General features: G+C 66.3%; 9 protein-coding genes. 5 read left to right on the top strand and 4 right to left on the bottom strand.

Features of this window, described 5'->3' with window-relative positions:
• Positions 1-23: 23 nt before the first annotated feature.
• Positions 24-428, bottom strand: a complete 405-nt coding sequence (locus tag CR152_RS05525) for a hypothetical protein (RefSeq protein ID WP_099874028.1) — start codon at positions 426-428, stop codon at positions 24-26.
• Between the two features lie 209 nt (positions 429-637).
• Here CR152_RS05525 and CR152_RS05530 point away from each other — a divergent pair, with 209 nt between their 5' ends.
• The 3 genes from CR152_RS05530 to CR152_RS05540 are packed head-to-tail and all read left to right on the top strand — an operon-like array spanning position 638 to position 5,639.
• Complete coding sequence (locus tag CR152_RS05530) at positions 638-2,005, top strand: hypothetical protein (protein WP_099874029.1); 1,368 nt, start codon at positions 638-640, stop codon at positions 2,003-2,005.
• Entirely contained in the window at positions 1,998-2,804 is an 807-nt protein-coding gene (locus CR152_RS05535; RefSeq protein ID WP_229413773.1) for a hypothetical protein, read from the top strand. The genes CR152_RS05530 and CR152_RS05535 overlap by 8 nt, the downstream gene beginning before the upstream one ends.
• 9 nt (positions 2,805-2,813) lie before the next feature.
• Positions 2,814-5,639: an ATP-binding protein gene (locus CR152_RS05540; protein ID WP_099874030.1), complete on the top strand. Its 2,826-nt coding sequence runs from the start codon at positions 2,814-2,816 to the stop codon at positions 5,637-5,639.
• A 185-nt stretch (positions 5,640-5,824) separates the two neighbouring features.
• Here CR152_RS05540 and CR152_RS05545 read toward each other — a convergent pair whose 3' ends face one another.
• Positions 5,825-6,331, bottom strand: a complete 507-nt coding sequence (locus CR152_RS05545; RefSeq protein ID WP_229413284.1) for a CcdC protein domain-containing protein — start codon at positions 6,329-6,331, stop codon at positions 5,825-5,827.
• Positions 6,332-6,498: 167 nt separating this feature from the next.
• On the opposite strand from CR152_RS05545, the gene CR152_RS05550 reads away from it, so the two are divergent.
• The gene (locus CR152_RS05550; RefSeq protein ID WP_229413285.1) at positions 6,499-8,946 is read left to right on the top strand and encodes a S9 family peptidase; all 2,448 of its coding nucleotides are present in this window, start codon (positions 6,499-6,501) and stop codon (positions 8,944-8,946) included.
• 106 nt (positions 8,947-9,052) lie between these two features.
• Positions 9,053-9,220 (top strand): hypothetical protein, encoded by a 168-nt coding sequence (locus CR152_RS33565; protein WP_167399868.1) that lies wholly within the window; start codon positions 9,053-9,055, stop codon positions 9,218-9,220.
• Position 9,221: 1 nt separating this feature from the next.
• Here CR152_RS33565 and CR152_RS05555 read toward each other — a convergent pair whose 3' ends face one another.
• Both CR152_RS05555 and CR152_RS05560 read right to left on the bottom strand, forming a co-directional pair.
• Positions 9,222-13,643 carry a translocation/assembly module TamB domain-containing protein gene (locus CR152_RS05555; RefSeq protein WP_099874032.1) on the bottom strand — a complete coding sequence of 1,474 codons (4,422 nt, stop codon included), beginning with the start codon at positions 13,641-13,643 and terminating at the stop codon, positions 9,222-9,224.
• Entirely contained in the window at positions 13,643-15,490 is a 1,848-nt protein-coding gene (locus tag CR152_RS05560; protein ID WP_307718564.1) for an autotransporter assembly complex protein TamA, read from the bottom strand. Before CR152_RS05560 ends, CR152_RS05555 begins: the two co-directional genes overlap by 1 nt.
• Between the last annotated feature and the right edge of the window lie 2 nt (positions 15,491-15,492).

Raw genomic sequence — 15,492 nt, forward strand, 5'->3', positions numbered from 1 at the left:
TCCCGGGCGCTGCCGGCCCGGGTTTATTGCTGCCGTTGTTTGATCTGTGCATACGGATTGCCCACCGTTTCGCCGAACTCGGCAATCGCGCGCCGGATGCCGGCGGCGATGATCGTCTCCAGGCTTTCCGGGTCGACCGAGGCGGCGTACGACAGGGCGTCGGCCAGCCCCAGGGTACGGATGATGGTCAGCATCAAGGCGGTCGAATCGAGGTCGCGCCGGTCCCACACGCCGATCACAAACGCGCTCAGGCGCTTCCTGGCCGCATGCGGCAGGATTTCATAGGTTTGCCATTGCCTGTCGGCCAATTGCGACAGTGCTTGCATCATCATCAACTTTTCCGCCGGGTCCGGCACCCCGTGCCGGAACGAGCGCAGCAGGGAGGCGAGTTCCTTCTCCACCTGCGGAGACGGCAAATAATCGGGCAAGGCAGTAATCCTTTGCAACTCTTCTTGATCCACGCATCTCTCCTCTTAATGATGTGATATTACTTTAGTTTCAATAGTTCTTGCAATTATGAAACAAGATTGCAAACAGGGTGGGTACGTTTGGTCGGATTGCCTTGGCTTAACTGATATACTGACGCCCCCAACGGCAAGACCTTTTGCCGAGAGCAAGAAACTGGTACCGGAACACGATGATGGAAACAACGGCAGGCGTGGCTGCAGAACCACTGACTTTAGGGCAAGACGACCACGATTCCTTGCAGGCGCATTTTCACGCCGGCATTTCGGCTGACGAGATCGAGCAAGTCTTTCATTTGAAGCGGGCGCAACCGACCCTGCAAGCGTTCACCGCGCTGTTCCATGGCGGCGCCGACGGCGTGCTGATCCGCCTGCTGGTGCTGCGCGAACTGGCGGCCGATACCAGCACCACCGCGTTTTCGCGCGCCGACATCAACCAGAAGCTGTCCTACCTGATTCCCGAAAGCCTGGAAACGGTGCTCACCCGCCTGCGTTCGCACAGCCTGCTGGCCTGGGATGCCCAGGCCGCCGTCTACCGCGTCACGCCGATGGCGCGCAACGTGCTCTCGTCGCTCGACACCCTGCTCTCGATGGGCCAGGCCGACGACGACGCCGAGATGGGTTTCCTGCTCTCGCAGGTGGCCGGCGCCCAGGCCGTGGGCGGGGTCACCGTCGAACAGCTCAAGCACCTGCTGGGACGCCTGGTCGAACTGACCGAGGAATTTCGCGATGCGATCGCCTCCGGTTCCGAGTTCCGCCTGCGTACCTCGCAAGCGAAGTGGCACATGGCTTGCGACTGGGTCGAGAAGGGTTCCGAAATCCTGCGCGCGATCACCAGCGACGAACGGGCCGACTCGGCCACCCACAAGGCCGCGCAAGCCATCGGACGCGCCCAGAGCGCGCTGCTGAACATGCAGGGCATGTTCTCGCGCGCGCTGAACCAGATCGAGCGCCAGCGCGTGCACCTCGGCCAGTCCGGCCTGTCGACCACGGACGTCAAGCGCTGGCTGCTGGCGCACGACGATTTATCGAGCCTGGCGCAGGGCGCGATCGACCGCCCGGTCATGCCGCTGTTCGTCACCCCGGCCGAAATGATCGACGTGGCCGAAACCGAACTGCTGGCCGAGCGCAGCGCCAGCACGGGCCCGAGCGGCCTGCCGCAGGGCGAGGATGCCCCGCTGACGATCAACGACGGCCCGGCCATCCAGGCCGAACTCGATGACTGGCTGGCGCGCCTGGCCGACTTTGCCAACCTCGGCAACTTCCCCAGCTTCTCGGAGCACGGCCCGAAAACGGTACCGATCCAGGATTCGCTGCTGCCGGCCAGCTTTGCGGTGGCGTCGTACCGCGCCTCGATGCTGCCGCTGCTGGGCGACGCCGCCGAGGCCAGCCTGCAGGGCGCCACGGCGCAACTGGCGCGCCTGCCGATCACCTTCACGCCCACCGACGAAATGGTGCAGCTGAACGACCCGCACGTCTTTGCGATGTCGATCGCCACCCTCTCACTTGATCTGGAAAGCGGCCCGGCCGATGATAAATGACGACTCCCAAATCCTGATTGCGCGCCTGCTGACGCACCAGACCCTGCGCCGTGACGACAAACTGGTCAAGCGCGTGCTGTCCGATGAACTGTTCCGCGCCGAAGTCGACAAGCGCCTGCTCGAATCGGGCTTGAAGCTGCTCGATAACGTCTACGCCGACCACGTCACGCTGGCGCTGCACCGCGCCGTGGAGCCGAAGATTTTCGGCGCCAAGGATATCTGGCAAAACAATAACTTCGGCCTCACGCGCGACGGCGTGGCGCTGCTGGTGGTGCTGTGGGCGCAGATCATCCTGCCCAAGCGCGAGCGCCAGGAAACCCACCAGAACGCCGACGACGACCAGAACGACCTGTTCGACAAGGACAAGCCGATGCCGCGCGCGGAAGATACCTCGATCGGCATCTCGTACACCGCGCTGCTGTCGGACTTCGGCGACAAGCTCGGTAAAAAGACGCGCATGGACATGAACCTGGGCGCGCTCTCGCGCATGGGCTTCATCGAACGGCGCGGCGACGTGATCCTCGAAGGCCCCCTGCTCGACCTGCTGATGGATACCGACGTGCTCAAGGAACGCATCATCAACGGCGCCCTGGCCGACGTCTTCAAGCGCGCGCCGGTAGCGGTGGTGGTGCCCAAGCCGGCCGCCAGCGAAGCGGCCAACGAAGCCGCCAACGACGCCACCGCCATGCGCGACGCCAGCGCCATCCGCGAAGCCGAGGCGGACGCCCTTGCGCTGGCCGCCATCGAGCCCGATCCTGGCGCCGCCGAAGCTGACGCCGACGCCGATACCCCAACCTGAGGCTAGCCCATGTTCCACATTAAATCGCTCGAACTGGTCCACTGGGATTACTGGCAACGGATCAAGAACATCCCGCTCGACGCCAAGATCATCACGATCGCCGGCCAGAACGGCTCCGGCAAGACCACCTTGCTCGATGCGCTGCGCACCCTGTTCGGCCTCGATTGCTCGATGGGCCGCACCTACAAGCACTATGCGCGCCACTCGGGGCAGCAGACCGCGTGGATCCGTTCCGTGGTCGACAACAAGGCGGTGGGGCGCCAGCTGTCGAACCGGCCGTTCCGCAGTTCGGGCTTTTTCAGCGACGATGAAGTCACGCTGTTCTGCAAGATCGAAAAGAACGGCGGCGACTGGAAGCGCCAGTACCTTATGCGTCCGGGGAATATCCAGATCGAGGAAGTCAACGACGCCACCGACTGGCTCGGCGTCGAGAATTACCGCAAGCGCCTGCACAACGCCGGCCTGTCGCCGGCCATGGCCAAGGTACTGGCGCTGGAGCAGGGCGAAACCGACAAGCTGTGCGAATACGCGCCGCGCCAGCTGCTCGACCTGGTGTTCCAGGTCTTCGGCGACAAGGAAGTGCTGGACGCCTACGACGAAGCCAAGCGCCACCAGCGCGACACCGAGACGGAACTGAAGCGCTTCGAGAGCGAACTGGAAGCCTCGCGCACCAACCTGGAAGGCTTGCGCCTGCGCGTGGTCAATTACCACCAGTGGGAAGACCTGCACAAGGAACGGCGCAACCTGCTGGAAGAGGTTCTCCCGAGCCTCGAATACCATGAGGCGCGCGAAAAGGCGGCCGCGGGTAGCCGCGCGCTGCGCGACGCCCGCAAACCGATGGCGCAGGCCGACACGCAGCTGATCGAAAAGCGCAACGCGCTGGCGGCGCAGGCAAAAGCGCTGTCCGACGCGCAGCAGCAGGAAACGCTGCTGGAGCAGGAGGCGACGGTGCTGGGCAGCCGTTTGACCCAGGTCAACGCCAGGTTGAAACCGCTCGACAGCCTGCTCGAACAGAAGGAGCGCCTGCAAAAGCTGGCCGCCGATTCGGGCGCCGACATCGCCGAAGTGGCGGCCCAGCTGGACCAGAAAGAAGCCGAACTGGCACGCCAGCGCCAGTTGCGCGATGCGCTGGCCAGCCGCATCCTGACCGAAAAGTCGACCATCTCGGCCTTGCAGGGCAAGAGCGCCATGCCCGAGCCGGACGCCGTGCGCGGCATGCGCCGTGCGCTGCGCGACGACGGCATCCCGCACGCGATGCTGTCCGATATCGTCGAAGTGACCGATCCGAAGTGGCAGGGCGCCGTGGAAGGTGTGCTGGGCGGGTATGCCTCGGTGGTGCTGCTCGAACGCGCCAAGGATGCCGCGGCCGCGTACCGGCTGGCCGAGAAGGAGCGCTATCGCCACTTCATCGTCCCCGAATGCATCAAGGCACCCGCAGTAAAGGATGACAGCCTGTTGTCGGTGGTGCGTTTTTCGGCCGCCGCTCCGCCATGGCTGATCGACCAGCTGGCGCGCATCGAGCGGGTCGACTCGGTGGAGAAGGGCTTCAAGCTGCACAAGGACGCCGAGTGGATCACGCCGGACGCGTATCACCGCGAACGGCGCGGCGGCCGCTCGCTGTTCGTCGAAGTATCGCGCTACCGCTTCGGCACGGCCGGCCGCACCCAGCGCATGGAAGCGCTGCAAAAGTCCTTGCCGGCGCTGGAAGCGCAGGAAGACGCGTTCACGCTCGCCATCAGCAGGCTCGCTTATGAAGTGGGCGCGCTCAAGGCCCGCATCGCCGGGGTCGATGCGGCCAAGGAACTGGCCGCGCGCCAGGCCGAATTCGACGAAGCCTTGCGCGGCACGGTGCCGCTCAAGGCCGAGCGCCTGGAAGTCGGCGCGCGCCTGGGTGAACTGCAGGCATTGACGAAAGCGGCCACGGTGGCGCGCACGCGCGCCGACACCACATGGCAGAACGCGCGCATGTCCCTGTCGGAAGCCGAAGCCGGGCTGCGGCTCGGTCACAAGCGCCAGATCGAGCAGCGCGCCGACCACGCGCGCGCCTTGCTCGAACTGCGCCGCGCGTGGCGCCATCTGCCGCAAGGCTGGCGCCGTCCGGCGCGGCGCGCCTCGCTGGTGGCCGAACACCAGAATGCGCACCAGGTCGACCTGCGCGTCGCTTCGCTGGAACACAGTTTGGCGCGCGACGACTGGGAGCTCGACGCCACGGTCATCGACCAGCATCACCGCCTGAACGAGCAGTTGCAGGGCCGCCAGACCGAGACCGACGAGCGGCGCTACCAGAACAACCGCGCGATCGAAGCGACCGCCAATGCGCGCGGCGCGTACATCGAGCGGCTGCGCTACACCATCAAGACGTACAGCAAGAACATCAAGGAGCTGGGGGAACTGGCGGGCATCGAGGTGCATGCCGATCCGGTCAAGCTGGAGAATGAAGACGTGCAGCTGTCGCAGGCCGGCCTGCACGTGCGCTTCAAGTTCGACGGCAAGGACCAGATCGGGATGAACGACGGCGAAGCGTCAGGCGGGCAGCAGGTGATGAAGTCGCTGGTGCTGCTGATTGGTTTGCTCAAGTCGGAAGACGGGTCGGGCGGGTTTGTGTTCATCGATGAACCGTTTGCCCACCTGGATATCCGGAATATCCAGCTGGTGGGCGAGTTCCTCAAGAACACCGAGGCGCAGTATTTGATGACGACGCCGCTGACGCACAACACGGATGTGTACGACCCGTCGGAACTGACGCTCATCACCAGCAAGAAGAAGAAAGACATGCCGTGGGCGCAGCCGATTTTCGTGCTGCAGCGGCGCGTGACGCCTGCGGTGGCGGTTTGAGGGTATAGCTGCCTCCGCCGTTCCCGCCGCCACCTACGTCGTTTCAGCCACTAACCTCGTCGTTCCCGCGAAGGCGGGAACCCAAGTTTGTAGAGCAGCCCATGACTACAGCACGAACTTGGGTTCCCGCCTGCGCGGGAACGACGGAGGTGGCGGCGGGAACGGCGGTGGTGTCACAAAGACGATTATGCCGCGTTGACCGCCTTCTTCAACGCCCGGCGCCAGCGGATCAATCCCGCCGAATACGTCCCGAAATACCCCGCCGTCACTCCCAGCGCAATCAAGGTGATGAAACTGTCGGTGAACCCCGGCGTCGGCACATTGCTGCCCTGGTTCGCATAAATCTCCACCCCGATATACATCACGCGCGCGAAAAACAGCATCGCAATGACCATCCCCAGGCGTGCGTTCGGCGTGAAGTAGCAGGTATCGTTTTCAAACCTGGTCAGCCGCAGCCCCCAGATCCCGTACGCGATGCCGGCCGCCGTGCCCAGCGCCAGCCAGCCGAGCAGCACCGGCCGCGACATCACCTCCGACCCCGCCACCAGAATCATGGCCGCGAACACGCCCACCCCGGTGTAATGGCGCGAGACGATCGAGCGCTGGCGCATCATCATGGCCTTGAGGCGCTGATAGAAGCGCCACACCAGGAAAGGGGCGAGCACCAGCAGCGCGAGAGTGGTAATTGACATGGCGATTGTGATTCCGGTCCTGAAACACGCATTATAAACGCCCGCCGCACGCCGCCGATTCCACCCGCCGTGCATGGCATACGCCCCGTAAATACCGGAAAAGAGCGGATTGACAAGCCCGTCAGTAGTGCGCAAGATGGAGGATCGCCTTCACCCGAGACCCTTCCATGCGCCATCGCCTCCCTATGGTCCCGCTGACCATGTCCCTGCTCGCTGCCGCACCCAATGCGCATTCCCAGTACCAGCTGCCGCCGGCGCAGTTGCAGGCCATCGTGGATGCGCCGCGCGCCCCGGCGCTGGGCCTGTCGCCGCAGCGTAACCTGGCGATGATGGTCGATACGCCGGCCCTGCCCAGCATCGCGGAAGTGGCGCAGCCGGAACTGAAGCTGGCCGGCCTGCGCATCAATCCGCGCACCTATTCGCCGAGCCGCTTTTCCTTCGGCACGGGTCTCAAGCTGCTTGATATCGCGACCCAGAAGGAAATCAAGATCATGGGCTTGCCGCGCCAGCTGCGCCTGGCCGACAGCGCCTGGTCGCCCGACCAGCGCTACCTGGCCTTCACCCACGTCACCTACGCCGACCGCGATGGCGCGTCCGGCGTCGAACTGTGGCTGGTCGATATCAACACCCGCATCGCGCGGCGCCTGACCGCGCAGCCGCTGTCCTACCTGGACGGCTCGGGCTTTACCTGGATGCCGGACGCCAAAGGCCTGCTGCTGCACCTGAAACCCATCGGGCGCGGCAAGGCGCCGCAGTCGACCGGCGTGCCGGGCGGCCCGATTCTGCAGGACAGCCAGGTCAGCGTGGGCGCGCGCCAGCTGCGCACCTACCAGGATTTGCTGAAAAATGAAGAAGACGCGCGTCTGTTCGAGCACTATGCCAGCTCGCAGCTGGCGCTGGTCGACCTGTCGGGCAAGCTGCGCCTGATCGGCAATCCCGAATTGTTCACCAACGTGTCGGTGGCCCCCAACGGCAAGCTGCTGCTGGCCTCCGTGCTGCAGCGCCCCTTCTCGTACGTGGTGCCGGCATCGGCCTTTCCGCGCCGCGTCGACGTGCGCGATTTGAGCGGCAAGCCCGTGCACCTGGTGGTCGAGAAGCCGCTTGAAGAAGGCCTGCCACCGGGGAACGATGCCGTTTCCGCCGGCGTGCGCAAGGTCAGCTGGCGCGTCGACGCCCCGGCCACCCTGGTCTGGGCCGAAGCCCAGGATGGGGGCGATCCGGCCAAGGCGGCCGAAGTGCGCGACATCGTGTATTCGCACGCCGCGCCCTTCGCCGGCGAGCCGAAGGTGCTGGCCAGGCTCGGTTCGCGCTACGACCGCGTGGTCTGGGGCAATGGCGATGTCGCCCTGCTGGGCGAAGGCTGGTACAAGACGCGCGCCGTCAAGATCTGGCGCATCCAGCCGGAGCACGACACGGTGGCGCCCGAGCTGCTGTTCTCCTACTCGGCCGAAGACCGCTACAACAATCCCGGTTCGCCCGTGACAATGCCCGACAGCGCGGGCCGTCCGCGCCTGGTGCTGGGGGCCGATTCGACCATCCTGCTAGGTGGCAGCGGCGCCTCGAACGAAGGCGACCGTCCGTTCCTGGACCGCTTCAACCTGACCACCAAGGCCAAGGAGCGCCTGTTCCAGAGCGAGGCGCCGTATTACGAGAGCATCGTGACGGTGCTCAGCGACGATGGCACGCGCCTGCTGACCACGCGCGAGTCGCCCACCGAGCGCCCCAACTTTTATGTGCGCGACCTGAACCGCAGCGGCGCGGCGCAACTGACGGCGCTGACCAATTTCCCGCATCCGACCCCGCAGTTGAAAGACGTGCAGAAGGAGCAGATCCGCTACAAGCGCGCCGACGGCGTCGACCTGACCGCCACGCTGATGCTGCCGCCGAACTACGAAGCGAAGCGCGACGGCCCGCTGCCGCTGCTGATGTGGGCTTATCCCCAGGACTTCAAGAGCGCCAGCGCGGCCAGCCAGACTACCGGCTCGCCATTCCGTTTCAATGCGATCAGCTACTGGGGCCCGGCGCCGATGCTGGCGATGGGCTACGCGGTGCTCGATAACCCGTCGATGCCGATCGTCGGCGCCGGCGACGCTGAACCGAACGACAGCTATCTGCCGCAGCTGGTCGCCAACGCCGAAGCGGCGGTGGCCGAAGTGGTGCGGCGCGGCGTGGCCGAGCGCCACCGCATCGCCATCGGCGGGCACTCGTACGGCGCCTTCATGACCGGCAACCTGCTGGCCCACACGCGCCTGTTCAAGGCCGGCGTGGCGCGCAGCGGCGCCTATAACCGCACGCTTACCCCGTTCGGCTTCCAGTCCGAGGAGCGCGAGTTCTGGAAGGCGAAGGAGGTGTACCAGGCCATGTCGCCGTTTAATAACGCGGACAAGATCAAGGATGCGCTGCTGCTGATCCACGGCGAGCAGGATAACAATTCGGGCACCTTCCCGATGCAGAGCGAGCGCATGTTCCAGGCCATGAAGGGCCTGGGCGGTACTGCGCGCCTGGTGATGCTGCCTAACGAAAGCCACGCGTACCGCGCGCGCGAATCGATCATGCACATGCTGTTCGAGACCAATTCCTGGCTCGACAAATACGTCAAGAACGCCAAGCCGTAAAACGCGAAAGGGGCCGCATTGGCGGCCCCTCGGGGTCTTTCAAGCGTACGGCCCCGCGCCGATGCTTATGTTAATGTCATCGCTCCACCAACCAGGAGCGACCCACATGAACCCAGCAGCCATCGACTTTCACCGCGCACCGGACCCCGTGCCGGTCGATGAACCATCTCCGGAGCCGTTCGACAATCCCCACCCGCATCACCCGCCGGTCAAGCACCCGCAGGACGACGATCCGGTGCCCGACCCGAAGCCGAGCACCTTTTTCCTGCACTAGGCTAGTCGAACGCCCACGAATACAGCACGTCGAGCGCGGTGTTGGTTCCGGTCTGGAACTGCAGCGTGATGCGCGGATTGAGCTTGTAGCGCAGCTTGACCAGGCTCGATGCGGTCGTCGCCCCCTGCTCGAAACTGAGGTAGGCGCGCGACGAAATCCGCTTGCCGACCGTGACCACGGTGCTTTCCAGTCCCTTGGCCTGCGACAGGCCCAGTTCATCGACCCCCAGCGAATTGGCCAGGCGCGACTGGAAACCGCCGCCGCTGCCCGAGCCGCCCAGCAGGGCAGCGGCGGCGGCGCTGAGCAGGCCCGCCTCGTTGCCCGATGTCGCGGCCATGCCATGTCCCAGCACCAGCCAGGACAGCTTTTCGCTGTCCGGCACCGACGGCGTCGACACCAGCTTGGCCACCGGCGAGAGGGCCGAGCCGCGCACTTCGACACCGGCTTCGACGTTGGTCTCGGACAGCTGCTCGCCCTCCGGCCGGCTGCGCACGGCGAGGATGTTCAGTGCCGGATTGTCGGACGGGCCGCTGAAGGTCAGCACGCCGCGTTCGATGTCGAGGTTCTGCCCATACGCCTTGTAGGTGCCGCTGACCACGCGGATGGAGCCGTTCACGCGCGGCGGACGCCCGCCCGTGGTGCGCACCCGCAGCGCACCTGCCAGTTCGGCATCGATGCCCATGCCGCGCAGGCGGAAGGCGTTGCCCAGGTCGGCCTCCACATCCATCGTCAGCGGCATGGTCGGCTCGCCCTTGACCGCCGGCGTGCCGACCCCGGCCCGTCCCAGCACGATCACGTCGTCCGACAAGGTGGGGCGGCCTTGCGGCGCCAGTTCGATCAGCGCGCGGTCGGCCTTGAATTTGCCTTCCAGCGAAAAGCGCTTGGCGTCGCGCACCAGCGTACTCTGGCCGCTGATGACGACGGTGCGGTCGGGGCGCGACAGGATTTCGAGCTTGTCGGCCACCAGTTTCAACTGCATGGTCGCTTCGCCGCCGGCGAAGCGCACCGCGCCGTCGGCCACCATCGTGCCCTGTACGCCGTCGAAACTGAGGCGCTGCAGCAGCAGCTGGTCGCCGGCCAGTTGGGCGCGCAGCTGGCCGTTACTGAGCTTGATGCCCTGTTCGGCCCAGCGCAGCGCCAGTTTGTCGCCGTTGACGCTGCCGTTCAGGGTCGGGGTGCCGACCGTGCCGCCGCCGGTCAGCGCGAGCTTCAACGCGCCATCCAGTTCCAGCGCCGGCTGGCCGGTGAAGGGAGCCAGCCACGCGATCGAGACCATGTCGGCGTTCGCCGTCATTTTCAAGGGGCTGGCGTTGCCCAGGCGGCCGTCGATCATTTGCGCGGTGGCGTCCACGTCGGCCTGGCCGACGCGGGTGCCGTCGACCTTGGCCTGCATGCGCAGCACGCCCTTCGCCACGTCGGCGCGCAGGTCGAGCGTGCGCAGGCCCAGCACCACCGGCACTTCGGCGCCGGCGATGATGTCGCCGCTCTCGCGGAAGACGTGCACCGAGCCGTTCAGGGCTGGCGTGGCGCCGCTTGGTGCCTGCATGTCGAGCGCCCAGTCGGCGCCCAGCAACAGGTTACCGCTGATGGCGTCGCGCATGCCCGGCGAGAATTGCGCCAGGTAGGTGAGCGGCACGCCGGCCGCCACGCCCTTGCTGGTCCAGTGCGGGCCGTTTTTTTCCAGCGACTGGATGCTCACGCTGCCGTTGGGCAGCTTGATGACCGCGTTGCTCATGCTGATCTGCTGCGGCTTGGCCAGGCCGGCCACGCCGGCGCCGGGTGCGACCGCAATGCGCACAGGTACCGGCGCCTGCAGCGCGAACGCGTAGCGGCCCTTGTTCTGCAGCGCCGCCACGGTGCCGGTCCAGGCGCTGTTGGCCCAGCCGCCGCGGATGTCGCCGGTGGCGTCGAACGCTTCGCTGCGCGCGTCCAGTCGGATGACGTGAGCGCCGCGCGTGCCGCTCGTTTGCAGGTGCGCGCTGTCGATGCGGGTGTCGCCGCTGACGTATTCGGTGATGGCGATGTCGCTCACCAGAGGATCGTCGGCCCCGCGCCCGCTGCCAAGGTTGGCGCTGGCGCGCAGGGTCTTGACCTGGTGCTTGCCGAGCACTTTGAGGTTCTGGCCTTCCAGCGCGGCGCTGACGGCCGGTGCGGCCATCGTGCCCGACACGGTGCCCGAGCCTTTGAGCACGCCGCCGAAGTCGGGGCCGAGCGCGGCCAGCTGGGTCGCGTCGATACGCCAGTCAAGCTTGTCGGCGGCAGTGCCGAAACTGCCCTTGGCGGCCACGATGTTCGGTCCCACGTGCAGGTCGACGTCGGCGTTCGAGACGTGTTTGGCGTCGGCGGCGATCTTGGCATGGCCCCACAGCGGCGAATTGGCCAGGGTCGATGGCTGCAGCGCCAGATTCAGGTTGCCGCGCCAGTCCGGACCAGAGCGGCCGGTAACGTCGAACGTGCCGTTGATGCTGCCCGCCAGCGGCGAGCCGAAGGCGCCCGGATTGAAGCGCTGCGCCGTGCCGGCCGCCTTGACTTCGACCGCGCCCGCATTTGGTCCCCCCGCGAGCCATGCTTCGCCGCTGGCGTGCAGCAGGCTGTTATTGGTCTTGCGCGCCGCCGCTATCCAACCGAGGCCGGTCGCGTCGACCTCGAACGTCGTGCGCGGCGCCTTCATGGTGCCGGTGACGACGCCGTTGGCCGCCAGCGCGCCGTACAAATCGCTGCGCGCAGCCGCCAGGTCGGTGGCGTTGACGCGCCAGGTGAGCTTTTCGCCGGGTGCGCCGAACGAACCTTGCAATTGCGCCGTATTTTTTCCCAGCGCCAGCGTGGCGTCCACGCCGCTGATGTGGGCGGCGTCGGCATTGAGTTTGCCCTTGCCCGACAAAGGCTGGTCGAACAGGCGGCTTGGCCGCAGCGCGAAGTCGGCCGCCACTTTCCAGGCTGGCGCAAGAACGCCGGCGGCGTTGATGTCGGCATTGATGTCGGCCTTCGGCAAGTCGCCGAACGCGGCCGGGTTGAACTTGACGGCACTGGCGCTGACCTTGAATTCACGCTTGCCGGCCAGGTTGGCGCTGCCGGTCAGGCCCACGCTGCTGCCGCCGGCGGCCAGGCGCGCCTGCTGCACGGTCAGCACGTTGTCGGCCAGGGTGGCTTTCGCTTCCAGGCGCATGCCCGCTTCCACCAGTTTGGTGGTGAAGGTCTGGGTGGTGCCCGCGTTGGCGACCGTGATGTCGCCGGCGATGTTGGTCGACTTCATGCGGCTGTGGATGCGCTTGAGGTCAATGCCGTCGGTATGCAGCGCAAAGCCGGCCGTGCCGATACCTTTGTCGGCGGCGCTGCGCGCCACCGTGCCGCTGCCGGTGAATTTGCCGGCCTCGCCCAGGTCGATCAGCACCGCGCCGATTTCGAGCGCCGACAGGTTGCCTTTCAGTTCGCCGCGCATGGAGCGCAGCGGCAGGCGTTGCAGGTCGATCGGGCCGGTCGCGCCGGCGTTATCGATCGTGACGCTGCCGGCGATGTTGCGGTTCGCTTCGATGCGCGCGATGATCGTCAGCGACAGGTCGGCCTTGGGCAGTTCGGGATTGAAAAAGCCCGGGTCGATGTTCTTGCCATGGATGGTCATGGCGCGCAGCGGGATCGGGTCGAACGGCGCCAGCGTGAATTTGGCGTCGCCCTGGGCCTTGCCCGAGACGGCGGTGGCGTCGAGCTGGGTGGTCACCAGGTCGCCGCCCACGCGCAGCTTGATCTGCGCCGGCTGCTGTCCGGCGGGTACCACGAGCTGGGTCAGGCTGGCCGTGCCGGCCAGCTTGAACGGCTTGTTCGCGCCGATGCTGGCGTCGGCCATGGCCTTGCCCCAGGGGGTGATGGCGCTGGCCTTGCGCAGCGCCCATTGCTGCTGGTCGCCCAGCAGGTCGAAGCGCACGTCGGCGATCACCGTTTCGGCACCCGGGACGGCCGCATTGGTCAGGATGACCTTGGCAAGGCGCGCATCGTCGACTTCGAGCTTGAAGGGCGGCGCGAGTTTGACCGGCATCTTGGCCGGTTCGCCTTCGCGCAGGGTATTCATGCGCAGGGTGGCCACGTGCAGTTTGTTGATGGCCACGCCGCGGCTGAGGTACTGGAAGGGCGACCAGTCGATGTCGATGTTCTCGGCGGTGATCACCTGTTCCGGGGTGCGGTAGACGACTTTATCGAGGTGCATGGCGCCGTACAGCGAGCCTTTCACGCCGCTGACGACGATGCTGCCGCCGCTGGCGTTGGCCACGCGCTGGACCAGCATTTGCAGGGTCGTTTCGCGGCCGAGGTACCAGTAAGCGCCGCCCAGCAGGGCGCCGGTGACGGCGACGCCGATGGCGACGCGGCGCGGCCAGCGGCGCTGGCCGTGCTCGCGGGGCGGCGGGGTGGTGGGAGTGTCGGCGGTAGTCATCAGAATGTAAAGCCCAGTGAGAAGTGCAGGCGCGCTTTTTTGAGCGCTTGTCCGTATGCGATGTCGACGTTGATCGGGCCGACCGGGCTGCGCCAGCGCGCGCCTAGCCCATAGCCCGATTCCGGTTTCAGGTCCTTGAATTTGTCGGCGGCGTTGCCGGCGTCGTAGAACACGGCCACGCCCCACGGTGGCTTGAACCAGTACTGGTATTCGACGCTGCCGGTGAGCAGATAGCGCCCGCCGACGATGGCGTCGCCTTCGCGCACGCCCAGTTCCTGGTAGCCGTAGCCGCGCACCGACTGGTCGCCGCCGGCGCGGAACAGGAAGGTCGATGGCACGCCTGCCTTGTCGCGCGAGGCCAGCACGCCCGCTTCGGCGCGCACGATCAGATTGCTCGACGCGCCGAGCGGGCGGTAATTGATGAAACGCGTGCTGGCGCGCAGGAAGCGTTCGTCGGTCAGCACCGGCAGCACGGCGCCGCCGAACTGCGCGTTGAGCACATAGCCTTTGGTCGGCAGCACCAGGTTGTCGAGCGCGCGCTTGGTCCAGCTGAAGGTGAGCGGCACGCTCTGGCTGCGGCGTGTCTCCACGCCTTCGACCATGCGCCGCTCGCTCAGGTATTCGAGCGTCAGGCTGCGTTCGAGCAGCGGCGAGCCCCAGGCGCGCCGTCCGGCCACGGTGGCCACGTTGGTCACTTCGCCGCGCAGGTCGTTGCGCTCGAAACCGGCGCCGAAGCTGTCGTTGTAGCCTTTTTCGGTGGTCGGGAAATAGAAGTCGGCGCGCGCGGTCTGGCGCTTCTGTTCCGTGATGACGTTACTTTTCATGCGCAGGCCGAACACATCGAGGTCGTCGTAATTGAGCTGGGCGCGCGCGCCGGTGTTGGTCGAATAACCGAGACCGACGTCGACGTTCTTCTGCTTGTTCTCGGTCACGCGCACCAGCACCGGCAGGATCGCCGGGTTGGCCACGGGCGGGCGCGGGATGGCTTTCTGGTCGTCGGTCATGGCGTCGATGTCTTCCGACAGCGCCGCCGACATGTCGGCGCTCACTTCCACGGTGCTGAAGTAGCCGGTGTCCTGCAGGCGCGCCTGGAAGGCTTGCAGGGCCGCTTCGTTGTATTCCTGGCCGGGGCGGATGCGATTGAGGTTGCTGACGATGGTGCGCGAATAGCGCTTCAGGCCTTCGATGCGCAATTCGCCGAAGCGCGCTTCCGGGCCGCTGTCGAGGACCACCTTGAGCAGGGCGCGGCGCATGTCGGGGTCGACGATGGCGCTCGATTCAACCAGCTGGGCGCGCGGATAGCGCGCCATCATCACCTGGCGCAGCAGGTTGCGCTTGGCGCCTTCCCAGTCGGCCTGGCGGAAGCGGCGGCCCACGGGCAGGGCCCAGCGGTTGCGCAGGTCGGCCGCGTCGTACGGGGTGGAATCGACGCCGACCGGCTCGAAGCCCTTGAGCACCAGTTCCACGTCGCCCACCAGCACCGGCTGGCCCGGGTCGACCGTGATGCGCGCCACGGGTTTACCGCCGCTGGTGTCCAGGCCCGCACTTACCTTGGGCGAGTAATAGCCCTCGGTGGCGATCAGGGTCTTGGCTTGCTCGGGCGCGGCCTTGACCAGGCGCTGCAACTGGTCGAGGTCGAGGCGCGGGTTGCCCTGCCAGCGCACCAGGTCGAGATTTTCTTCGAGCAGGTCGTCGAGCGGGCCGGGTGCGTCCACCTTGACCGAATAGTCGATGCCACGCGCGGGAGCTGGCTGCACCTGTACCTGGGATTCGGGCTGCGCCTGCTCTTGTGAGAAGGCCGATGCGGCGGGAGCGGCAAGGCACACGGTCACGGCGATTTGTGCCAAAA

It is taken from the genome of Massilia violaceinigra, from assembly GCF_002752675.1.
Classification (GTDB): domain Bacteria; phylum Pseudomonadota; class Gammaproteobacteria; order Burkholderiales; family Burkholderiaceae_D; genus Telluria_A; species Telluria_A violaceinigra.